This window comes from Ferdinandcohnia salidurans (assembly GCF_042680725.1).
GTDB lineage: Bacteria > Bacillota > Bacilli > Bacillales > Bacillaceae_L > Ferdinandcohnia > Ferdinandcohnia salidurans.
In genome coordinates this window covers 542,418-564,787 of record NZ_JBHUEK010000007.1, presented here as the reverse complement: position 1 = coordinate 564,787, position 22,370 = coordinate 542,418, and the positions used below count along the sequence as shown (strand labels likewise).

Genomic DNA, 22,370 nt, shown 5'->3' with positions numbered 1-22,370 from the left:
GGAAAAACCCGGCTGAATAAAGTTAAAGCCTCCGGCGGATGCCACGATTTTTCAGATGTAATTTTTCGAGCTTGCTCGAAAAAAATCGGGCTCAAATACGCCATGGGCGCATTTGATTATGCTATGATAAGATACAAAATAATCTTGAACTAAATGAGGGTAGGTTCTATGAAGAAATACTCACTTTTTCAAAAATGGTCAGGAGTCTCACCATATATTTGGGCAGTAATAAGTATCCTGCCGTTTTATTTTATCTTTCAATCGTCATCGACAGCGGAAATAATCACCGGCATCATTCTAACGGTCATCTTTTTCATTTCACTAAGATTTGCCTTTATTTCGAGAAAATGGCCTGTTTATCTATGGACGTCAATCCTAATTGGCATTTCATTAACCATGTCTATTCTCTTTGCATTTATTTATTTTGCTTTTTATATTGCCTATTACAATGGACACATCAAGAACCGTGTAGCCTTTTTAACGTTGTACATCATACATCTTGTGGCTACCACATTTTCAATAAACTACAATCTCGTATTACAAGAAGAGATATTTCTAACCCAAATCCCATTCGTTATTATTATTTGGATCAGCGTAATTCTATTACCATTTAATATCTATAACAAAAAGAAACAAGAGAAGCTCGAGGAACAACTAGAGGATGCAAATAAACGAATTGCGGAACTAGTCAAACAAGAAGAACGACAACGGATCGCAAGGGATCTTCATGACACATTGGGTCAAAAGCTTTCGATGATTGGTTTAAAAAGTGATTTAGCTAGAAAACTCATACATAAAGACCCGGAAAAAGCACGTCACGAATTAAAAGATGTGCAACAAACAGCACGAACAGCTTTGAATGAAGTTCGAAAAATGGTCTCACAAATGCGTGGTATCCGAATTAAGGAAGAAATTGTCCGAGTTCAACAAATATTAGGTGCCGCGGGCATAGAATTTGAATATATACAGGACAACTCACTAAAAGATGTTTCACTATTTTACGAAAATATCATCAGCATGTTAATCAAAGAGGGCATCAACAATATTGTGAAACATAGCAAAGCAAGCCACTGTAAAATTGAAATAATCCAGATTGAAGATGAAATCACTGTCAAGATCGAAGACAATGGGATTGGTACGAATCCTAATAAAGATGTAGTTGGTGGTCATGGACTTCAAGGAATGAGAGAACGTTTAGAGTTTGTAAATGGCAGCTTAGAAATTCAGTCAAATGATGGCACAACATTAATTATTAAAATTCCAAATGTACGAAAACAGGTCGAAGTGGAGGGACTTTTATGATACGAATCATAATTGCTGAAGATCAACGAATGGTCCTTGGAGCGCTTGGTTCACTTTTAAACTTAGAGGACGATATGGAAGTTGTTGGAATGGCCAATAATGGACAAGAAGCGATTACACTTGCAAAGGAGCTCAAGCCGGATATATGCATGATGGATATTGAAATGCCACTTAAAACTGGACTTGAAGCTGCCGAAGAATTAAAAGAAACAGACTGTAAGGTTATTATTTTAACAACATTTGCTCGTACAGGATATTTCCAACGTGCTTTAAGGGCTGGTGTGAAAGGGTACCTCCTTAAAGATAGTCCTAGTGATGAATTGGCAGATTCGATTCGTAGTGTGATGAGTGGAAAACGTGTCTATGCTCCTGAATTAATGGATGATTTGTATGCAGACGAAAATCCATTAACCGAGCGTGAACGAGAAGTACTAGAGCTTGTGGCGGACGGTAAAAATACAAAAGAGATTGCGGATGAACTTAGAATTAAAACAGGTACTGTCCGAAATTATATTTCTACTATCTTGGATAAGCTCGAAGTCAAAAATCGCATTGAAGCCATCACCCAATCGAAAGAAAAAGGTTGGTTTAAATAAAATTAAAATGTCCCTGAAAAACTCTAATTGAAAAATGTGTGGAGTAGGACTAAAATAAGGGTGCAATACATTTCGTTTTAGGGTGGAATGAATATGGGAAACCTCGGTTTCGGAGAATTAATATTAATCATCTTTTTTGCACTACTTGTATTCGGACCTAAAAAGCTTCCTGAGTTGGGAAAAGCAGCAGGAACAACACTTCGCGAGTTTAAAAAAGCAACAAAGGGAATCCTTGATGATGACGATGTTGAATCAAAATCAAAATAAGTATCGAATGAGAGAGGGATACACCTCTCTTTTTTATTTTGCCTATTACAGTCCCCACCATATATAGTTCATGGTAAAATATAGAAAAATGAGTAAGGAGGGGACTTTTTGAATAAAAGCAAACTCTTATTTTGTATTCTGTTCGTAAATTTTTTCTATATTTACTTTAAGGGTATACAGTTTCTAATAAGCATTTTGCCATTAAGTGTCCACGGACTTCATAATGTCGCATTCCTATTTTTTGGACCTTTATTACTTCTAGTTTTCTCCACCATATCTGCACAAAAACTAACGAAATACTTTATTCCAAAATAAGTCAGACTTTCAATTTTTTCTATTTTTAACAACCTTCACATTTGAAAAATCGTTTATCGTGTGAGAAACTGTTAGTGGTAAATTTTTCTTGAAATGAGGAGGAGCTTTATGGTTAAAAGTCTTCAGGATACAACAACATTACATAACGGTGTGAAAATGCCATGGTTTGGCCTAGGGGTTTTTAAGGTACAAGAAGGCCAAGAGGTTATTGATTCTGTCAAATGGGCAATCAAACATGGTTATAAAAGTATTGACACTGCTGCTGTTTATAGAAATGAAGAAGGTGTTGGACAAGCAATTCGCGAATCTGGCATTAACAGAGAAGATTTATTTGTTACATCAAAAGTTTGGAACAGCGACCAAGGTTATGAATCTACACTACAAGCTTACGAAACAAGCCTACAAAAATTAGGTCTAGACTACTTAGACTTATACTTAATTCACTGGCCAGGAAAAGACAAGTATATCGAAACATGGCATGCCCTAGAAAAGCTATATAAAGAAGGGCGCGTACGTGCAATTGGTGTTAGCAATTTCCAAGTTCATCATCTTGACAATCTCATGAAAAATTCAGAGATTACGCCAATGGTAAACCAAGTTGAATACCATCCACATCTGACACAAACAGAATTGCATGAATTCTGTAAAAAGGAAGGTATTCAGTTAGAAGCTTGGTCTCCACTCAAACGAGGAGAATTACTGAACGACCCAACATTGGTAGAAATCAGTCAAAAACACAATAAGTCAGTAGCACAGGTCATTTTACGCTGGGACCTACAAAACGGTGTTGTTACCATTCCTAAATCAATAAAAGAGCACCGCATTCAAGAAAATGCAGATGTTTTTGATTTTGAACTAACCCATGAAGATATGGAAAAAATAAGCGCACTCAACAAGAATGACCGAATCGGATCACACCCTGATGAAATGACAACTGGATTTGAGTGATTCAATAGAAAGCCACACGGTTTTATACTGTGTGGCTTTATTAATAGCTCTTGTATTACCTAAACTTTCAAAATAAAATGAAGATATGCTAAATGATGAAAAAACAATGCAATAATATTTGTTTTTCTCAAATCGCTTTTCCAATTGTCTAAAGGGGTGTTGTAGGTGCTAAAAGATTTTATCGGTATGCAATCAGTAAAAGTGAAAAATGTGATTGAAAGAGGAGCGGTCAAAAATTTTGCTAAGGCCATTGGTGATGCTCATCCTATTTTCATTGATGAAGAGTATGGGAAGGCTTCCAGATATAAAGCGAATATTGCGCCACCAACATTTCCTAGAGTATTAGAATTTGGAAGTATTGAAGGACTTGTTTTACCGGAAAAAGGCCTTATCCATGGTGAACAAATATTCAAGTATGAAAGACCAATACGTGTTGGCGAAGTGATATATTGCTATTCAAAGGTCGAAAACTACGTGGAGAAAAAAGGTTCTACGGGAACAATGGGGTTTCTAACAATTAGTGAAAATGGAGAAGATGAAAAGGGCGGGCTCATTTTTTCATCTAAGTTAGTCGTTATTATCACGGAGGCGGTTAGAAAGGAGATGTTGGCATGAATTCGTTACTAAATATTCAAATCGGTGATTCATTACAAAATCTCCAACTCCCGCCAGTTTCTAGAATGGACTTAATTAAATATTCTGGTGCATCCAATGATTACAATCCAATCCATACCATAGATGATGAAGCACATAAAGCTGGATTACCAGGGGTAATTGCGCATGGTATGTGGACAATGGGAAATCTAGCAAAACTATTTACACCTTTTTATGAGCAAGGCTTTATTCAAACCTATTCCATCCGTTTTCGGAACATGGTGTTTTTGAACGATGTGATAACGTTAAACGCTACATTAAAAGAAATAAATGAAAACGTATTAACTTTTGATGTTGCTCATACAATCAGCATGACAAACACGTAATCAAAGGAAAAGTCTTTTTTGAAACATACAAATAAACCCATTTACAAATGGGTTTTTCCCCATTCCCCGATACTTTATTAAGGTAGATTACTACTATACTACTATACTAAAATTTTCCAAATCCATTGACAATCGATTTAACTCAAGTTTACAATCTTAATAAGATACTAGATAACAAGAAAATTCAGAAATTAGAGGTTTTTAGTTATGACTCAAAAAATAGCAATTGGAAAGATTGCTGTACTTTTAGCAACATTAACGGAAAACGAGATGGAAACTTTATCATTTACATTGAAGGATGTTAATTACTGCCAAGGAAAAGTCGGATCAATGAACATGCAGAAGGTAATTGCTGCTGTAGAAACAGCTGCGAAGCGTCATGGCCTTATACATGAGTCACAGTATCGTGAAACCCATGCCTTGTATCATGCGATTATTGAAGGAATCGAAGGTGTGACAAGAGGGCAAACGGCAATAGGTGAAATCAGTCGAACAGTCGGTCTACGATTTGCTATCGTCCGAGGTGCTCCTTATACCAATGAGGAAGAGGGAGAATGGATAGCCGTTGCTTTTTACGGAACAATTGGTGCGCCAATTAAAGGACTAGAACATGAAACAATTGGTCTCGGGATAAATCACATTTAAAGCTTGTAGGGCATTCGATGATCAGTTTTATGGGCACGTAAATTGAGAATACTACTTACTAAATGGAGATGACAAGAGCATCTCCTTTTCTTATGTTAGGGAGGGGAGTCATATTGAAAGAACACATTGTAGAGATTCTTAATCAAATCGAAAAAGAATATAACGTTAAAATTCTTTACGCTTGTGAAGCTGGAAGCAGGACTTGGGGAATTTCATCTGAAGAAAGTGATTTTGATGTTCGGTTTATTTATATTCATCATCCCGATTGGTACCTTTCAATTGATCCAAAGCGAGATGTCCTTGAAATTCCGAAACATGATAAAGTCGGCATCCCTGTCCGTCCATTAGTCGATATGAGTGGTTGGGAACTTACAAAGGCACTTCGGCTATTTCGTAAATCTAATCCCGCGCTTCTGGAATGGTTGCACTCGAAAATCACTTATCTCAAAGCATACTCTTTCTTTGAAAGAATTCAACAATTGGAACCTACCGTTTTTTCACCTATTCCTAGCATGTACCACTATGTAAAAATGGCAAAAGGCAATTTTAAAACCATTCAAGAAAAGGGTGCACATGTCAAAACGTATATCAATGTGATTCGGCCATTGTTGATGGCAAAATCTATAGAAAAACATAACAAAATGGGTACTCTTGATCTGAATAGACTTGTTGCTGAAGCGATAAAAGAGGACAAGCTAAAACAGGACATTGAGAAACTGATAAGAGCTAAAACTTCTGGTCAAAAATTAGTAAATCAACTATCGGAACTAGACAGATTTATCGAAAAGGAAATTCATCACCTAGAACTCTATAATTCGAAATTAAAATCCAGTACCCTTAATCCAACTGGCCTCCTAAATCAACTTTTTAGAGACCTATTAACCGAAGCCTGGAAACCTGACGAAATAAGAAAAAGCTACCAGCAATAGGGGTAACAAAGTTATCCCTTTTTCTATGCAATTTTTTCATCTGAATCATCTTCTATTTTTTTCAGATGAGAGTGTCTAACATCCCAATAATAGACTCTTGGAAGGCCCCAATGTTGCCAATATTCATGAGCTAAAGTTGCTCCGACAAATAAAATCAATTGAATTTCTAGTTGTTTCACTTTATATCTCCCCCTCTAAACAAGTATACGAGCAGATACTGTTGTCCAATAACCACGTATAAAAAGAAAAAACCCGTTCCAATTAATTACTAGCTTAGGAACAGGTCAAATATGTACCGGTACGAAACTTTGCGAATGTATTTTACTAAATAAAAGTAGGTTATTTATTTGTTTTTCTTATTTTCTCGTGCAGCTTTCTTCCTTGCCTTTTTGCTCAAGCCTTGTTCTGCGCCAAATTCCGTGTCCATACTATTTGCTCCTGTTTGAGACTGGTTATTTTTCCTTTTAGCCAATTGTAAGCCTCCTTTCAGTACTTATTTCCGCTGTTTTATACATTCTTCTTTTTTCCTATATTTTACAGCGTTATCTATATCATGGGTAATAAAAAGAATTTTATACAAATTTCGACAAAAAGATGTTTCTTAAGCACATTTTTAGTAAAATATATAACATCGTGAGCATAGAAGGGATTTTGAAATAATGACATCATATCTTGTTATTGGAGCAGGGATACTTGGTTCGTCAACTGCTTATCATCTAGCAAAAACGGGTAAAAAAGTAATCATTGTCGACCGCAAGGATCAAGGTCAGGCAACTGATGCTGCGGCGGGAATTGTCTGTCCATGGCTTTCCCAACGTCGAAATAAAGCATGGTACGGTTTAGCAAAAGCAGGCGCAAAATATTACTCAACGTTAATAGGTGAGCTTGAAGCATTAGGTGAAACTGATACTGGTTATAAAAAGGTAGGAGCGATTAGTCTTCATTTTGATGAAAACAAACTAGATAATATGGAAGAGCGGGCGCATACCCGTCGGAAAGATGCTCCGGAAATTGGTGAAATTACACGTTTAAGTTCCACAGAGACAACCGAATTGTTTCCGCCGTTATCTGAAGAATTTTCAGCTGTACACGTAAGTGGGGCCGCCAGAGTGAATGGACGGGAGCTTCGAAATGCATTGATTCGTGCTGCCAAACATTATGGTGCCATTGAACGAAATGGAAGTGCGAGTCTCGTAATAAAGGATAAACACGTAACCGGTGTAAAAATAGAAAATCAAATAATTAAGGCTGATAAGATTATTGTAACAGCAGGAGTTTGGGCAAATGATTTACTTCAGCCTCTCGGTATTGATTTTCTAGTTTCCTCACAGAAAGCTCAAATCGTTCATTTAGGTCTTGAAGATTCAAACACAGCCAATTGGCCAGTTGTAATGCCACCAAATGATCAATATATCTTGGCATTTGATGGAGGGAAAGTGGTTGTCGGTGCAACACATGAAAATGATAAAGGACTGGACTACAGAGTAACAGCAGGAGGACTTCATGAAATTTTCGATAAAGCTTTACATATTGCTCCTGGGTTATCGGAGGGAACGGTAGTAGAAACAAGAGTTGGCTATCGACCGTTCACACCAGATTTTCTGCCAGTGATTGGTGCAATCCCTGGCTTCGAAAATCTTTATGTCGCTAATGGACTCGGTGCTTCGGGATTAACAGTTGGCCCATTTTTAGGTGGCGAATTAGCGAAGCTTGCCATGGGAAAAACACTTGAAATCGACCTAAGTCTCTATGAGATTGAAGGGGCAATTAAATCATAAAAATAAGAATACTATACACTTTTATAACCTGATTCCTATAGGGGTCAGGTCTTTCTATTTCCTCATACCTAATTTAGAAATTATTTCTAAATTTGTAGAGAATAATTTCCAGAATAATGTTAAAATAGGCGTTATTAGCATACAATCTTTTTCAACACAAAACAGGGGGATGGCAGCTTGAACACAAAATTTTCACGACCAAAGGGATTTGGGGAAATTCTGGATCTTACATTTAGTTTGAGTAAAAATCGATTTCGTGACTTTTTTACAATCTTACTTATTTTCATGGGACCTGTATACATACTTGAGGCGCTTATTTTATTAGCTTCGGGAACAAGCTTTTTTAGAGAAGTTGGTCCGGGGGATAATTGGTTTACTCAAGTGCTAAATAGCTTTGATGAAACAGTAGTAGCCGAGGAGATTGGATTTGGCGCAGCATTAGGATCCATGTTTGTCGGTCTAGTAGGTGTGGTTTTATTTCCTGTTGCTGAGGCTGCAATACTAATAGCATTAAATCATATTCGTAAAAACGAAGAATATACAATAAGTTCGGTTATAAAAAAGGCATTTACACGTTTTTGGGCAATGCTTGGAAGTAACATTTTATTTGGTCTCATTGTATTTGGTTTCTTCTTTGTAGCCGTTATGATCTTAGTTCCAATTGGTATCTTTGGGGCCATTGCCATACCTATTATCGGGATTCTTTTTGCAATTGCTTTAGGCTTAGGGCTGTTCGTTGGGATCGGTTATCTACTTACACGTTGGGGCTTTTATTTTGGTTCTGTGGTACTAGACTATGAATCTCCTGGATTTTCTAGGAGTTGGCATTTATCAAAGAAACGTGGATGGGTCCTGTTTTGTCTATATGTTGTTTTCTTTTTAATTATCAGTGCGATTAGCTTTGCTGTTGAAGCAACTTTCGGAATCTTTATGGGCAATAGTGTTCTATTAACTTTAATTGTTAACTTAACAACCATTTTTACAACCTTACTGTTTGCAGTAGGATATGGTGTAATGTACCTTGATGCAAGGGTTAGACATGATGCAGAGGACTTAGATGAGATGATTGAGGGTTTCAATGAACCTAGATAAGTGGTGATCAATAATGGCACAAATAAATGATGCAAGAGATCGGATTGATGAAATATTAAATGAAAAAGAATACCGGATTTACTATGACGAGTCCAGGAATGTGTTTCAGGAATGGTGGAATAAAGTAAAAGAATGGCTGGCCGATCTACTAGAAAGTTTGTTCCCTGCAATTGAATCGGGAAGTGGCGCCGCAGATGTGGTGCTAATTATGGTTATTCTTGCAGCCATTTTATTAGTAGGAATTGCGGTTTTTTTACTTGTTCGAAATCAAACAAGAAAGGCAAAGTTTAATAAACATAAACCTCTTCATTCAGTTGAGGAATTAAACTGGACCTATCAAAAGCATTTACGTGAAGCGATCAAGCATGAAGAAAACGAACATTTTTCACCTGCAACGCGCCATCTATTTTTGGCACTGCTCTTATTTTTTCATGAAAAAGAATGGCTTGAGGCAAGAGTATGGAAAACAAATTGGGAGTATTATGATGAACTGCGCAAAGTAAATCTATCGTGGGCCGTTCAGTTTTATGATTTAGCACTCGTGTTTGATGAAGTTACTTATGGAGAATATGAGATTGACCGAGCGGAGTACAGTCAATTTCGGGAAAAAGCTTTTATCTGGTTAGATGCAAAAGTTGGAGGGGAGAACAATCATGCGCAAAGCTAAAGTATGGATTCCCTTAATTGGGCTTATTGGGCTCCTAGTCTTTCTAACTTACTTTATTGAATCCTATAACCCAAAAGCGTATCCACATTATGTGTCTGATTCTCCTTCTCCAACAGGCGTAAAGGCAATCTATACATATTTAAAAGATGAAAATACCGTAAAAAGTTGGTCACACTCTCCAAATCTTCTCACCAAACAAGATGAGAATCAAATTCTGATTATGGTAGAGCCTTATTTTACACCAGAACAAGAAGAGATAGAAGGTTATCTGAATTTTATAAAGGCTGGAAACAAGATGATTTTGTTTAAGGCAAATCCAAGAGGAATGTTTGATATAAAGACTCTTCCAGCAGATATTGACCCTTTTCTTGATGAGGCGATTACTATCAGGGATAAAAACGGTTTAGAATATGATGCGTTTTTTCAAGCTACAACCCGAATCATTCCAAGCAAAAAAGAAAAGGTACTTTTTGAGGATGAAGCAGGTGTAATTGCAACAATCCAAAAAATCGGAGACGGTGAATTGATTACAACTATTACACCAGAGTGGATGTTAAATGGCAATCTATCAGACTATGATCACATCCCACTTGTATTATCGTTAATTGAGGATAAGGAGGCGTCGATTTATTACTTTGATGAATATGTACATGGTTCTAAAAATGCTTCTAATTTGACAACATTGTACCCAAGCTGGTTTTTAGTGTTGCTTTTACAGGGTGGACTAATCGTCCTACTTTGGCTTTGGTACAGAGGAAAACGATTTGGGCAGATTATTGTACCCCGCGAAGAAAATGTTCGTTTTAGTGATGAAGGTATTCGTGCTTTAAGTGCATGGTATATAAGAGGCCGGTACTATCATGAATCGTTAAACATTCAAGCAGATTATGTCAAACAGCTGATTCAGGAAAAATGGGGGGTTCCTTCTCATCGGGACTGGACAGACCTTTCGACGAAGCTTGCACATCGATGGTCAGAAAAAAAAGAAAGCGAAGTGAAGCAGTATCTACGCAATCTCACAAAAATCTTAGAAAATGAAAAACTAACCAAACAAGATTATTTAATTTGGTCAAAATACTTAGATGAATTACGAATTGAGGTGGAGAAAGGATGAGACCAGAACTGACATCCTTACTTGAGAAATACGAGCAACGAATCTTAGGTCAAAGTACAAATTTACGACTTTTATTATCTGCCATTTTAGCTGGAGGCCATGTCTTAATTGAAGGTGTACCTGGAACTGGGAAGACTCAAATGGTGCGCACACTTGCAACTTTACTTGGTGGTGATTTTACACGTATTCAGTTTACACCCGACCTTTTACCGAGTGACATTACAGGTAGTATGATTTACAACATGAAGGAAGGCCGCTTTGAAACATTAAAAGGGCCGGTTTTCACAAATATCCTTTTAGCCGATGAAATTAACCGCACGCCTGCCAAAACACAAGCAGCACTATTAGAGGCGATGGAAGAAAAACAAGTAACCATACAGGGCGAAACGTATCCGTTACCAGACGTTTTCTTCGTTGTTGCCACCCAAAACCCAATTGAATTTGAGGGTACCTATCGTTTGCCAGAAGCCCAACAGGACCGTTTTTTATTTAAACTGCATATTGATTTTCCAGCTTCCGAGGAAGAAAAAAATATTGTGAAGCAAGTAATCGAGCAAAGTTTCATTCAATACGATGCTAGAAAAGTCCTTGACCTTCAAACATTTGTATCTATTCGAAAGGAAATTGAAAAAGTGACCTTAGGTGAAGGCGTACTAAATTACATAATCGAGATTGTTCGGAAAACAAGAGAATCTGAAACGATTCAATTTGGTGCGAGTACCAGAGCAGCAATTTCAATCGGAAAAGCTGCACAGTCTTGGGCATATTTAGCGGGAAGAGATTATGTGACTCCTGATGATGTAAAAATGGTCTCAAAACCTGCACTTAGGCACCGAATTCAGTTATCTCCACATGCAGAATTGGAGGGAATCACCATTGACGAGATCATTGAAGAGCTTGTGGGATCGGTTCCTGTTCCTAGATAGAGGCATCCTACCTACAAAACGATTGATTATTTTGTTACTAATCCTTTCTATTGGCTTTTTGTTAAGTCTTTCATTAAAGCTTTCTTGGGAGCTGATGATTGGGTTAAATCTCTTTATTATCATAGGTAGCTTAGTAGATTTGTTATTTTCACCGAGGAAAAAACAGCTTTCTGCAAAACGCAAACTACAAGCTGAAATGGAGCGTGGGCTACCCACTACCATCGAGATTGAAGTAACAAACCATTCAACTTATGGGCTAACATACCGTTTAATAGACGGAATTCCCGTTTCCTTTACTCAGCCTTTTCCGATCAGTGGAAGGATATCTGGTGAAACGACCTCCCGAATCACATATGTTACACGAGCTATGGAGCGCGGTAATTATCAAATGAACAAAATGTATTTCCGCTACAAAAGCATCCTAGGCTTATGGGAAAAACAACTCACATTTACAATAAGTAACGAAGTAAGGGTCATACCAGATTTATCCGAAACAAGGCAGTATCTTGAAAATGCACAGAAATTTTTATTATATGAAGGTGTAAAAATCCGAAAACAACAGACAGGTGTTGGTGAGTTTTCAAAAATACGAAGTTATGTCATAGGTGATGACCCCCGAACAATCAATTGGAGGCAAACCGCTAAGCTCCATGAAGTGATGTCGAATGAATATGAACCAGAGCATGGGAAGTATATTACGATATTAATAGATTGTGGGAGAATGATGGGTGCTGAGTTAGAGAAGGGAAATCGACTTGAACGAGCGATGGAATCCGCTATTACAGTTGCAACAGCAGCACTACAAAATGGAGACTATGTTTCTTTTTTAGCCTTTTCAACAGATGTAAAGGTTTTTGTCCCAGCCGGAAAAGGGATAGCACATCTCCAAACGATTTTGCATTCAATTTATAATTTGAAAGTAGATGCTGCAGAATCGAATTATGGTGCCGTCTTATCTTATTTGGAAACGATGCAGAAAAAGCGAAGTCTTCTCTTGTTGTTTAGTGATGTGCATACATTTTTAAGGGAAGAAAGCATGTTAATCTATTTAAGAAAACTTAGACAAAGGCATTATTTCCTAATGATCGGTATCCGGGATGCCACATTAACCCAAAGAATCGATGAGAAGCCTACAACTGTCCAAACAGCCATGCTAAAAAGTATGGCACAGCAACAGATGCTTGTGAAAAAGAAGGAGAAACAAAAATGGGAAAAAAAAGGCCTCATGATGGTTGAGGCCGATGAGGATAAATTAGCAGTTACAGCTGTTTCCTACTATATCAATATCATGAATCGGAACTTGCTGTAGCTTCTTTTTTTAGTAAAAAGAGTTTTCCTGTTACAACGTAAAGAATCAATCCAATAACCGTTATGATTGCAACAGCATATTTAGCTTCAAGTGAAATCGCAGCAGGTGTGATAAAACCTTCTATAATACCGGCTATTATGAATAAAGGTATCGTACCTAACAGCAATTGCACAGAGCGTTTTGCCTGATACTTGAGCTGATAGCCTCTTGTATATTGGCCAGGAACGAGCAATTTATAGCCCATTAACAACCCAGCACCACCTGCTATAAAGATAGCTGTAAGCTCAATCATTCCATGAGGGACGATATATGCCCAAAAATCATAGGTTTTCCCGTAATGCCAATATAATCCAGCCAATGCACCAACGATGATGCCATTGTAGATTAAAATATAGACGGTTAAGAGACCAAAGGTGATTCCACTGGCGAACGCAAGGATAGCAACCTGAATATTATTTGTCATAATACTTGCGGACATAAGGGATGAATCCACTTCACCATCTGCACTTCCTAAATAGTCTGGGTCAACCCCTTGGGCTATTTCTGCGGGCAATATGGAAAACATATGAAGGGGATCCTGTTGAACTGAAAAAAAGCTTCCTACACCGCCTAAAGTAAATAATATAAAAGCTGCTACCGCAAATTTCCATTGTTCGAGTAGTAGTCCAATGAATTTCGTACTGAAAAAATAACGAATCTGTTGAAAACTGGATACTTGGTCTTTGTACAGGAGATTATGAGCTTTCGAAACAAGACCATTTAAATAAGGCGTAATCTCCTCATTTGGAAAATAGGTCTGGCTATACGAAAGATGCCCGGCACACTTTTGATAAAGTCTATGAAACTCATTAATTTCGGTACTGTTACGCGATTTTCGACGCTTATGTAAGATGGAAATCAATTGCTCAAGCTGCTTCCATTCATCACGATGCTGATTGACAAATTGCTTCATGTTCAATATGTAATCACCTCTTGAAATAGCAATATCCTTATTATAGTAATTTTAGGGAAAAATAGAAACATCATATGTAAAAAACTACCTAGAAAAGGGGGATTCTTTTTGAATCAAGAACAGACCAATATAAAAACACCCGAGTTTGTTTCCATCCAATTTCAGTTAGCAGGGGTAGGTAGCCGAGCTGCAGCTTTTTTTCTAGATACATTAATATTATCAACAGCAAGTCTTCTTGTTTTACTCACTCTATTACTTTTTTTACATGGAAGCTCCGATCTTTGGTTGCTCGGAGAAAGCTTTTCTTCTGGACCGATCGCCATTACTATCATTCTTTTATTTATCTTAAACTGGGGTTATTTCTTTCTGCTTGAATTTTTTGCAGGAGGGAAGACGATTGGAAAAAAAGTCGTAGGAATTCGAGTTATCCAAGAAAATGGGCACAGTATTACATTGCTATCAAGCTTTATTCGTAATTTTCTTCGCATTATTGATTCCATGCCAGCGGCCTATTTTGTAGGCATCATAATGGTTTTCTTTCACTCGAAACATAAGCGTATTGGCGATTTAGTTGCCGGTACAATCGTTATTCACGAAAGAAGAGCTAAAAATCATAAAAAACAAAGTCCACTTGAAAAAGAGATTTGGAAAAGGGGACTTACAAAGAATTCTCTTACAGTTGATCAATGGGCATTGAAATCATTTGGAAATAAGGAATGGAAGCTGTTACAAACATATTGCAATCGTTTTTTACAATTGAAGGATGATGTAAAAGACAGAAGAACAAAACAAATTGCAGACATTTTGCTACCAAAGGCAGGAATCGAAATAGCAGGGAAAACATATGAACAATTAGAAAATGAGCTATTGGCCCTATACATAATTTTGAAGGATGAATGGGAATTTGAATTATAATCTCCTACTTTAGACTGACATCTTAGCTTATCCTATGTATAATATATGTTACAGATTACTTATCATAACAATAGGCATAACGAACTATAAATGTTAGGATTTAAGATCGTACAGGAGATTCGGAAAATGAAATGGAAAACTTTTAGCATTGGACTTTTAATCATCAGCCTTTTTTCAGGGTGTTCAGCACACGCGAAGGAAGTAAAAATTGAAAATACGGAGGTAAAGGTGGACTCAGAAGAAATCATTGCGACAACTAATAAATCATTACCGCTTGATTATTCAGAGAATCGTACAAACCAAATCACACATCTTATGATTCATTTTATTAGCAATGCCGCACTCAAGCCCGAAGATCCTTATAATGTAGACGATGTCTACTCCCTTTTTGAGGATTATAATGTTTCTGTTCATTATTTAATTGATCGAGACGGAGAAATCTACAGTCTAGTCCCTGAGAACAGGGTTGCTTATCATGCTGGAAAAGGAAATTTGCGTGATTTTCCAGAGTATGAAAATAAAATGAATCAGTACTCTATAGGCATCGAACTCATGGCGATAGGAACAAAAGAGGAAATGACAGCAATTATACCTGAAGACACCTATAATCAAATCGATCCATCATTGGCTGGATATACGGATGCTCAATATAAATCTCTCAACCGCTTAGTACATAACATAGTAAAAAGAAATCCATCGATTTTACATGACAGACAACATATCATTGGCCATGATGAATATGCTCCGGGAAGAAAAACAGATCCTGGGTCATTATTTGATTGGTCTAGAATCCGATTCTGAGTTGTCACTAAACCTATACTTTTTTAAAGGAAAGTTTCCTTTAGAGTATAGGTTTTTTCATTTGAAATAGTTTGAAAACTTTGGAAATATTCATTATAATGAAAACGTATACATGCTTCGTTTTAACTTACTAAAGGGGGAGAACAATTTGTACGTGCCTTTGCTTTTATCACAATTCCTAGATCGAGCTGTCAAACTGTATGGTGCAAAAACGGCGTTAATTGATGACGACAAAAGCTTTACGTATGCAGAAGTAAACGAAAGGGTGAACCAGCTTTCACGTGGATTAATACATCTTGGTGTGGAAAAAGGAGACCGCGTCGCGTACTTAGCTCCGAATACCTCTGAAATGTTTGAAGGCTTTTATGGTGTATTTCAAATTGGAGCCATCATTGTTCCTTTAAACACAAGATTAATTCCAACGGATTACGAGTATATATTAAACCACAGTGAAACAAAAATATTGTTTGTCGACCATGAGCTAATCGGTAACATTGAACCCATTCGGGATAAACTAAAAACGGTTGAAAAGATCATTGTCCATGGACAAAAGGGTGACGCAGAATGGTCTGTTCCTTATGAAGAATGGCTAGCGCGTTTTGAAAAAACAGCTGTTGAGCGTCCAGAGATGGATGAGCATGACATTGCGACATTACTATATACAAGTGGAACAACTGGAAAACCAAAGGGTGTTATGCTTTCACATCGCAGTAATTACCTCCATGCATTAACAACCATGCATCACCTCCGTGTATCAGACCGTGATACATTACTACATATTTTACCCATGTTTCATGTAAATGGCTGGGGCTCACCATTTTACTATACAGCGAACGGTGCTACACAGGTTTGCTTACGAAGGGTCAAGCCTGATGAGATTTTCAGAAAAATAGATACCTATAAAGTAACTGTGATGCATATGGCACCAACTGTTTTAAATACCTTATTACAATATGCTGCCTCCAATGAAGTAGCACACCAGGACCAAGAAGTACGAATTGTGATCGCCGGCTCAGCGCCGCCACCAGCTTTTGTTAAACGGGTAGAAGAAGAGCTAGAGTGGGAGTTTATCCAAGTGTATGGCATGACAGAAGCTGCGCCACTGATTACAACCTCTATCATACGGGATACACAGAGTGATATTTCCCAAAGTGAAAAATATCGTCTAAAAGCAAAAGCTGGCTATGAATTTATAGGAGCCGACGTACGCGTTGTTAATGAATTTGGAGAAGATGTTGCTCAAGATGGAAGAGAAATTGGGGAAGTCATCGTTCGCAGTAACACTGTTATGGAAGGATACTTAAACAATAAAGAAGGCACGGACGAAGTCATTCGAAATGGCTATTATCATACAGGAGATATGGCGATTGTAGACGCACAAGGAAATATTGAAATTGCTGACCGGAAGAAGGATATCATTATCAGTGGTGGTGAGAATATCTCTTCGATTGAGGTTGAAAGTGCACTGTACGACCATCCCGCCGTTTTAGAGGTTGCGGTTATTTCTATACCCCATGAGAAATGGGGAGAAACGCCACAGGCAATCGTAGTGAAACGCGATGGCTATGAGGTAACAGAAGAAGAGTTAATTGCATTTTCTCGCAGTCGTTTGGCACATTTTAAAGCGCCTACAAAGATTGTCTTTAAGACTGAATTACCAAAAACAGCCTCTGGTAAGATCCAAAAAGTCCATCTTCGCAAAGAATACTGGCAGGAAAAAGAAAAGTTTATTAACTAATAAAAAGACCCCATTTTCCTCAGTTGGATAACGGGGTCTTTTCATGCGCCAAGCTTTTGCACGATTTTTTTATCCTTTGAAAAAGTCCAGTTCACTAGAAAGATACCTAGAAAAATAAACAGTGAACCAGCATATACATACCATTCTACTACTTCTTTTAAAAGAAGCCATCCAGATAAAACTCCGAAGAAGGGGGCAAGAAATAAGAAGGCTGACGTTTTTCCTGGGTCGCCGATATTTATTAAATAAAACCAAATGGCAAATTGCACGATTGAAGCCATAATTGCAAGCCATAAAATAATAAAAATCGATGTAGGCGCTATAGTTAAAGCGGGTGTTTCTAGTGTAAAACTCATTAAGAGAAGCAGAAGGCCACCAAAAAGCATCTGATAAGCCGTTAATACCCAAATATTAAAACGTGCTCCCCATTTTTTAATTAACACTGTGCCAATCGACCATGATAGTGAGGCGCCAAGGCCTAATAAAATTCCAATTTCTAAATGAAGATGAAAGCCAAGTGTAATAAAGACTCCTGCAAAACCAACGGTTACGCCAATCCAATGAAAGAGTTGATAGCGGATTCCAAGAAAGATGGTACTTAATATGACAACGAGTAATGGATTGCTAAATGTGAGGATTGATGATTCCCCAGCAGAGATCGTTCGTAGGCTTAAAAAAATACAACCCATGACACCTGCTGTTTGAAAAACACCGATTGTAAAAATACGTATCCAATCTAGTACCTTTTTGGGAAGTGGTTTTTTCCAAACGAACACAGCCATAAGAATACCAGCAATTGTAAAACGTAATCCAACAAGAAGAAGCGGTGACACATAATCCAATCCGATTTTACCAACCGCAAAAGATGAGCCCATTAACGCAGTAGTGGTCACAACAAGTACAGCAAATAGATATGGATTCATATTATTACTCCCACTTTTTTCCTCATCATACCATAAATTAAATGTAAATACCTGAATTTCATCGAAAACAAAGAAAAAGGCAAGCACGATTTGCTTACCTCTTTCGTCATCAATGAGAAATCGAACATACTGATTGAATATCCTTCCTACGCTAAAGCTGGAATTCGTAACAAATACAAAATCTTAGAAGTTAATCTTCTTATGGAAATTGTTAGTTTTACGAACGTAAAAAATAACTCTGGGAATAAGCGAAATAGAATATTCATCGTATTTCCCTCCACATTGATATTTTGTGATTATAAAACGAATCACAGGATTATTGTTTCCTAATCGAGTATTATTAATGTGTACAGGTATGTTTTATCTTTTCACTGGAAAGATAAAAGAGTACATAACTTTTTTTGGGGAGGGTTCAACTATGGAAAAGATTAAAGTTGGAGAAGTATTTTCAATTAGTGATGAAACTGGTGAAGAGCAAGACGTAGAAGTTCTTGGCGTCGTTACAATTGAAGAGACAGAATATGTGGCAGTAGGCTTTCTTGAAGACTTAGAAGAGGATACTGAAGATGATATCGATATCTTCTTTTTGAAAATCGATGAAGAGGGCGATTTTTCTGCAATTGAAAGTGATGAGGAATTCGAAAAAGTGTCTTCTGCTTTCGATGAGATTTTCGACGAGGAATTAGAAGAAGACTAAAATTAAATGGTAACCACTAACTCCACGTGAAAGCGTGGAGTTATTTTTCTATTCCTCATTCCATTCTTTGATAATTTCTTTTACCTTCTTTTTTTCAATAATATTAATGGCATAGTAGATAATTTCTTTCGTTTTCATTTTTCTTACGGGATGATGTGATACACCGTACAAATCGCCAAGGACTAAAACATCCATCATTGTAAATCCTATTAAAATAATCATCGGCTTCCTGTTTCCTGTCCATGTACCTTTCGTCCCTAGGACAACTGGAAGCGGTTTTTTTCTATTGCTTATGTACTCATACACCCAATCCTGTTCAGTGATTGTTTTAAACATATACACAACTCCATTAACCAAATTGCTTACTTAAGATTCTACAAAAAAGAGCAATTCTATTCAAAAATAAACAAAGTTCATATAAAATGGACGTTATAGCCTAATAAAAATTTTCCACTAGAGGTAACATCAACCTGGATGAATCGAATCGTTATGATATGAAATCAAGAGAATGTTCATATTAAGGAGGAAATCAAATGAAAAAGGCATTAATAAATGTAGATTATACAAATGATTTTGTGGCTCGTGATGGTGCATTGACTTGTGGAGAACCCGGTCAAGAAATCGAAAAAGAAATTGTTCGCATCACCGAAGAGTTTATCAAAAATGATGACTTTGTTGTATTTGCAATTGATCTTCATAAAGAAGGCGATGAATTACATCCTGAAACGCAACTTTTCCCACCCCATAATATTGAGGATACGTCAGGAAGATTGCTGTATGGTGATTTACAGCGTGTGTTTAATGAGCAACAAACCAATTCAAATGTGTACTGGATGGATAAAACGAGATATTCTGCTTTTGCAGGAACGAATCTCGAAATTAAATTACGTGAGCGTGGAATCACTGAGGTTCATATTGTAGGTGTTTGTACAGATATTTGTGTACTTCATACGGCTGTTGATGCCTATAATCGTGGTTTTAAAATTGTCATTCATAGCTCAGCAGTTGCAAGCTTCAACCAGGCTGGTCATGAATGGGCATTAGGCCATTTTAAAGATTCCATAGGCGCAGAAGTACGTTAAGCGGTTCAATTACTGGAGGTATTTTTGGATGAATAAATATTATAAAGATGACAGCTTTGCATTACATACAGATCTATATCAAATTAATATGGCTGAGATTTATTGGAGGGAAGGCTTAAATAACCGAAGAGCCGTTTTTGAAGTAAACTTCAGGAAACTTCCATTTGGGAATGGGTATGCCGTTTTTGCTGGTCTTGAGAGAATCATTCATTTTCTTGAAAATTTCTCGTTCAGTGAAACCGATATTGCATATTTAAGAGAAGAGGGGTATAAGGAGGATTTTCTGGACTATCTCAAAGATTTACGTTTTACAGGTACGCTTCGGTCAATGAAGGAAGGAGAAATCGTCTTTGCTAATGAACCACTTCTTCGTATTGAGGGCCCGATTTGTGAAGTCGTTTTATTAGAAACGCCTATTTTAAATATTATTAATTACCAAACATTGATTGCGACTAAAGCATCCCGTATCAAACAGGTTGTTGGCGATCAAACTGCGATGGAATTTGGTACAAGACGAGCACATGAATTGGATGCAGCGATTTGGGGTACAAGAGCTGCCTATATTGCTGGCTTTGATTCAACCTCTAACGTTCGAGCAGGTAAATTATTTGATATCCCTATTTCCGGTACACATGCACACTCCATGATACAAGCATATCGCGATGAATATAAAGCATTTAAACATTATGCAAAAACGCATAAAAACTGTGTGTTTCTCGTTGATACATATGACACATTGAAATCCGGTGTTCCAAATGCGATTAGGGTTGCAAAGGAAGAAGGAGACAATATTAATTTTATTGGTATCCGTTTAGATAGTGGAGACTTGTCATATTTATCAAAAGAAGCACGCAAAATGCTGGATGAAGCCGGGTTTAAAGATGCAAAAATTGTAGCATCGAATGATCTTGATGAACATACGATTATCAACTTAAAATCTCAAGGCGCCAAGATCGACTCGTGGGGCATTGGAACAAAGCTGATTACGGCCTATGACCAGCCAGCATTAGGTGCAGTCTATAAACTTGTCTCCATTGAAGATAAAAACGGAAATATGGTAGACACTATCAAAATAAGTGGAAATCCTGAAAAGGTCTCAACACCAGGCTTAAAGCGCGTGTATAGAATAATTAATAAGAGCAGTCAAAAGTCTGAAGGTGACTATATTACACTTGAACATGAAGATCCACAACACGAAGAACGTCTTAAAATGTTCCACCCTGTTCATACGTTTATCAGCAAGTTTGTTACGAACTTTGAGGCAAGGGAATTACAGCACACGATTTATGAAAATGGAACACTCGTATATGAGGTTCCAACCCTACAACAAATTCGTGAATATCTAAATGAAGGTTTGGAATTACTCTGGGACGAGTATAAGCGTACGACGATGCCGGAAGAATATCCAGTAGACCTCAGTCAAGAATGCTGGAATAATAAAATGAACCGAATTGAAGAAGTAAAATTAAATATTGAAGAAAAAATTGGTAAGGTAAACGGATAAGAGTTTGTTCCTAAACAACTATTAAAGGAGGGAACTTTCATGAGTATTCAACAACAGATTATAAATGATTTACATGTAAAGCCTAGTATTGATCCAAAAGAGGAAATAAAACACAGAATAGCTTTTCTAAAAGCGTATCTGTTAAAAAGTAAGACAAAAGGATTTGTATTAGGAATCAGCGGTGGTCAGGATTCTACATTAGCGGGCAAGCTATGTCAAATGGCTGTAGAAGAATTACGAAATGAAGGACAAGAGGCGACCTTTATAGCTGTTCGTTTGCCTTATGGTATTCAAAAGGATGAAGATGATGCCAAGGCTGCACTCTCATTTATCAAACCAGACCGCGCATTAACCTTTGATATAGCAACAACAGTGGACGCATTTGTTTCACAATACAAGCAAGCAACAGGTGAAGAGATTAGTGACTTCAACAAAGGTAATGTAAAAGCACGTGAAAGAATGATTGCCCAATATGCAGTTGGAGGCATGCACAATTTATTAGTTGTTGGAACAGACCATGCCGCTGAAGCCGTTACTGGATTCTTTACGAAGTACGGTGATGGTGGTGCTGACGTATTGCCATTAACAGGGCTAACCAAACGACAAGGACGTGCACTTTTAATGGAATTAGGAGCAGAGGAACGTTTGTATTTGAAAGTCCCGACTGCAGATTTATTAGACAATACACCACAGCAAGCAGACGAAACCGAGCTCGGAATCTCATATGATCTTCTTGATGATTATCTAGAAGGAAAACAAATTTCGCAAGAAGCTGCAGATAAAATTGAGAAACGTTATCTCATTACTCAGCATAAACGACAAGTCCCAGCAAGCATGTTCGATAATTGGTGGAAATAGGATAGAGCCTGTTCTAAAATGTGAAAAACATT

At 37.3% G+C, this 22,370-nt stretch carries 25 protein-coding genes and 1 pseudogene; 21 read left to right on the top strand and 5 right to left on the bottom strand.

What is annotated here, in order from left to right; all coding sequences use genetic code 11:
* The first annotated feature begins 168 nt into the window (after positions 1-168).
* The 8 genes and pseudogenes from ACFSFW_RS05705 to ACFSFW_RS05670 all read left to right on the top strand — a co-directional run bounded on the left by ACFSFW_RS05705 (position 169) and on the right by ACFSFW_RS05670 (position 5,982).
* Positions 169-1,302, top strand: a complete 1,134-nt coding sequence (locus tag ACFSFW_RS05705; RefSeq protein WP_388035936.1) for a sensor histidine kinase — start codon at positions 169-171, stop codon at positions 1,300-1,302.
* Positions 1,299-1,898: a response regulator gene (locus ACFSFW_RS05700; protein WP_388035933.1), complete on the top strand. Its 600-nt coding sequence runs from the start codon at positions 1,299-1,301 to the stop codon at positions 1,896-1,898. Before ACFSFW_RS05705 ends, ACFSFW_RS05700 begins: the two co-directional genes overlap by 4 nt.
* Before the next feature lie 93 nt (positions 1,899-1,991).
* Complete coding sequence (locus ACFSFW_RS05695) at positions 1,992-2,165, top strand: twin-arginine translocase TatA/TatE family subunit (protein ID WP_304214145.1); 174 nt, start codon at positions 1,992-1,994, stop codon at positions 2,163-2,165.
* Positions 2,166-2,588: 423 nt separating this feature from the next.
* Complete coding sequence (gene pgoN, locus ACFSFW_RS05690; RefSeq protein ID WP_388035930.1) at positions 2,589-3,428, top strand: glyoxal/methylglyoxal reductase; 840 nt, start codon at positions 2,589-2,591, stop codon at positions 3,426-3,428.
* Between the two features lie 186 nt (positions 3,429-3,614).
* Positions 3,615-4,043: a MaoC family dehydratase N-terminal domain-containing protein gene (locus tag ACFSFW_RS05685; protein WP_388036042.1), complete on the top strand. Its 429-nt coding sequence runs from the start codon at positions 3,615-3,617 to the stop codon at positions 4,041-4,043.
* A pseudogene (locus tag ACFSFW_RS05680) lies at positions 4,040-4,443 on the top strand (MaoC/PaaZ C-terminal domain-containing protein). Before ACFSFW_RS05685 ends, ACFSFW_RS05680 begins: the two are co-directional and overlap by 4 nt.
* A gap of 172 nt (positions 4,444-4,615) precedes the next feature.
* A complete protein-coding gene (gene hutP / locus ACFSFW_RS05675; RefSeq protein WP_099352951.1) occupies positions 4,616-5,053 on the top strand; it encodes a histidine utilization transcription antiterminator HutP in 438 nt (145 codons plus the stop codon).
* Between the two features lie 113 nt (positions 5,054-5,166).
* Positions 5,167-5,982, top strand: coding sequence for a nucleotidyltransferase domain-containing protein (locus tag ACFSFW_RS05670; RefSeq protein ID WP_388035928.1), 816 nt, complete (start codon positions 5,167-5,169; stop codon positions 5,980-5,982).
* Between the two features lie 23 nt (positions 5,983-6,005).
* On the opposite strand, the gene ACFSFW_RS05665 is transcribed toward ACFSFW_RS05670, so the two are convergent.
* Both ACFSFW_RS05665 and ACFSFW_RS05660 read right to left on the bottom strand, forming a co-directional pair.
* A complete protein-coding gene (locus tag ACFSFW_RS05665) occupies positions 6,006-6,161 on the bottom strand; it encodes a hypothetical protein (protein ID WP_304214134.1) in 156 nt (51 codons plus the stop codon).
* A 164-nt stretch (positions 6,162-6,325) separates the two neighbouring features.
* Positions 6,326-6,454, bottom strand: a complete 129-nt coding sequence (locus tag ACFSFW_RS05660; RefSeq protein WP_304214131.1) for a hypothetical protein — start codon at positions 6,452-6,454, stop codon at positions 6,326-6,328.
* 187 nt (positions 6,455-6,641) lie between these two features.
* On the opposite strand from ACFSFW_RS05660, the gene ACFSFW_RS05655 reads away from it, so the two are divergent.
* The 6 genes from ACFSFW_RS05655 to ACFSFW_RS05630 all read left to right on the top strand — a co-directional run bounded on the left by ACFSFW_RS05655 (position 6,642) and on the right by ACFSFW_RS05630 (position 12,868).
* Entirely contained in the window at positions 6,642-7,760 is a 1,119-nt protein-coding gene (locus ACFSFW_RS05655; RefSeq protein ID WP_388035924.1) for an NAD(P)/FAD-dependent oxidoreductase, read from the top strand.
* Between the two features lie 177 nt (positions 7,761-7,937).
* On the top strand, positions 7,938-8,852 hold the full coding sequence (locus ACFSFW_RS05650; RefSeq protein WP_388035922.1) for a hypothetical protein: 915 nt from the start codon (positions 7,938-7,940) through the stop codon (positions 8,850-8,852).
* A gap of 13 nt (positions 8,853-8,865) precedes the next feature.
* Positions 8,866-9,519, top strand: a complete 654-nt coding sequence (locus tag ACFSFW_RS05645; protein ID WP_388035919.1) for a DUF4129 domain-containing protein — start codon at positions 8,866-8,868, stop codon at positions 9,517-9,519.
* Positions 9,506-10,633 (top strand): DUF4350 domain-containing protein, encoded by a 1,128-nt coding sequence (locus ACFSFW_RS05640; RefSeq protein WP_388035916.1) that lies wholly within the window; start codon positions 9,506-9,508, stop codon positions 10,631-10,633. Before ACFSFW_RS05645 ends, ACFSFW_RS05640 begins: the two co-directional genes overlap by 14 nt.
* Entirely contained in the window at positions 10,630-11,559 is a 930-nt protein-coding gene (locus ACFSFW_RS05635; RefSeq protein WP_388035913.1) for an AAA family ATPase, read from the top strand. The genes ACFSFW_RS05640 and ACFSFW_RS05635 overlap by 4 nt, the downstream gene beginning before the upstream one ends.
* The gene (locus tag ACFSFW_RS05630) at positions 11,510-12,868 is read left to right on the top strand and encodes a DUF58 domain-containing protein (RefSeq protein ID WP_388035910.1); all 1,359 of its coding nucleotides are present in this window, start codon (positions 11,510-11,512) and stop codon (positions 12,866-12,868) included. Before ACFSFW_RS05635 ends, ACFSFW_RS05630 begins: the two co-directional genes overlap by 50 nt.
* Here ACFSFW_RS05630 and ACFSFW_RS05625 read toward each other — a convergent pair.
* Entirely contained in the window at positions 12,846-13,826 is a 981-nt protein-coding gene (locus tag ACFSFW_RS05625) for a stage II sporulation protein M (RefSeq protein WP_304214121.1), read from the bottom strand. The genes ACFSFW_RS05630 and ACFSFW_RS05625 overlap by 23 nt on opposite strands.
* Positions 13,827-13,928: 102 nt before the next feature.
* Here ACFSFW_RS05625 and ACFSFW_RS05620 point away from each other — a divergent pair, with 102 nt between their 5' ends.
* The 3 genes from ACFSFW_RS05620 to ACFSFW_RS05610 all read left to right on the top strand — a co-directional run bounded on the left by ACFSFW_RS05620 (position 13,929) and on the right by ACFSFW_RS05610 (position 17,274).
* Positions 13,929-14,735: an RDD family protein gene (locus tag ACFSFW_RS05620; RefSeq protein ID WP_388035907.1), complete on the top strand. Its 807-nt coding sequence runs from the start codon at positions 13,929-13,931 to the stop codon at positions 14,733-14,735.
* Between the two features lie 126 nt (positions 14,736-14,861).
* Complete coding sequence (locus tag ACFSFW_RS05615; RefSeq protein WP_388035904.1) at positions 14,862-15,536, top strand: N-acetylmuramoyl-L-alanine amidase; 675 nt, start codon at positions 14,862-14,864, stop codon at positions 15,534-15,536.
* A 112-nt stretch (positions 15,537-15,648) separates the two neighbouring features.
* Positions 15,649-17,274 (top strand): long-chain-fatty-acid--CoA ligase, encoded by a 1,626-nt coding sequence (locus tag ACFSFW_RS05610; protein WP_388035901.1) that lies wholly within the window; start codon positions 15,649-15,651, stop codon positions 17,272-17,274.
* A gap of 41 nt (positions 17,275-17,315) precedes the next feature.
* Here the strand turns inward: ACFSFW_RS05610 and ACFSFW_RS05605 are convergent, their stop codons facing one another.
* Positions 17,316-18,197: a DMT family transporter gene (locus ACFSFW_RS05605; protein ID WP_388035898.1), complete on the bottom strand. Its 882-nt coding sequence runs from the start codon at positions 18,195-18,197 to the stop codon at positions 17,316-17,318.
* Between the two features lie 418 nt (positions 18,198-18,615).
* Here ACFSFW_RS05605 and ACFSFW_RS05600 point away from each other — a divergent pair, with 418 nt between their 5' ends.
* Complete coding sequence (locus ACFSFW_RS05600; protein ID WP_099363330.1) at positions 18,616-18,894, top strand: DUF1292 domain-containing protein; 279 nt, start codon at positions 18,616-18,618, stop codon at positions 18,892-18,894.
* Positions 18,895-18,942: 48 nt separating this feature from the next.
* Here the strand turns inward: ACFSFW_RS05600 and ACFSFW_RS05595 are convergent, their stop codons facing one another.
* The gene (locus tag ACFSFW_RS05595; protein WP_304214110.1) at positions 18,943-19,230 is read right to left on the bottom strand and encodes a hypothetical protein; all 288 of its coding nucleotides are present in this window, start codon (positions 19,228-19,230) and stop codon (positions 18,943-18,945) included.
* Positions 19,231-19,427: 197 nt separating this feature from the next.
* Between ACFSFW_RS05595 and ACFSFW_RS05590 the strand changes: the two genes are divergently transcribed.
* The 3 genes from ACFSFW_RS05590 to nadE are packed head-to-tail and all read left to right on the top strand — an operon-like array spanning position 19,428 to position 22,338.
* Positions 19,428-19,976, top strand: coding sequence for a cysteine hydrolase family protein (locus ACFSFW_RS05590; protein WP_304214108.1), 549 nt, complete (start codon positions 19,428-19,430; stop codon positions 19,974-19,976).
* Between the two features lie 28 nt (positions 19,977-20,004).
* A complete protein-coding gene (locus ACFSFW_RS05585) occupies positions 20,005-21,480 on the top strand; it encodes a nicotinate phosphoribosyltransferase (RefSeq protein WP_388035893.1) in 1,476 nt (491 codons plus the stop codon).
* Positions 21,481-21,519: 39 nt separating this feature from the next.
* Entirely contained in the window at positions 21,520-22,338 is an 819-nt protein-coding gene (nadE, locus tag ACFSFW_RS05580) for an NAD(+) synthase (RefSeq protein ID WP_388035890.1), read from the top strand.
* Positions 22,339-22,370 lie beyond the last annotated feature (32 nt).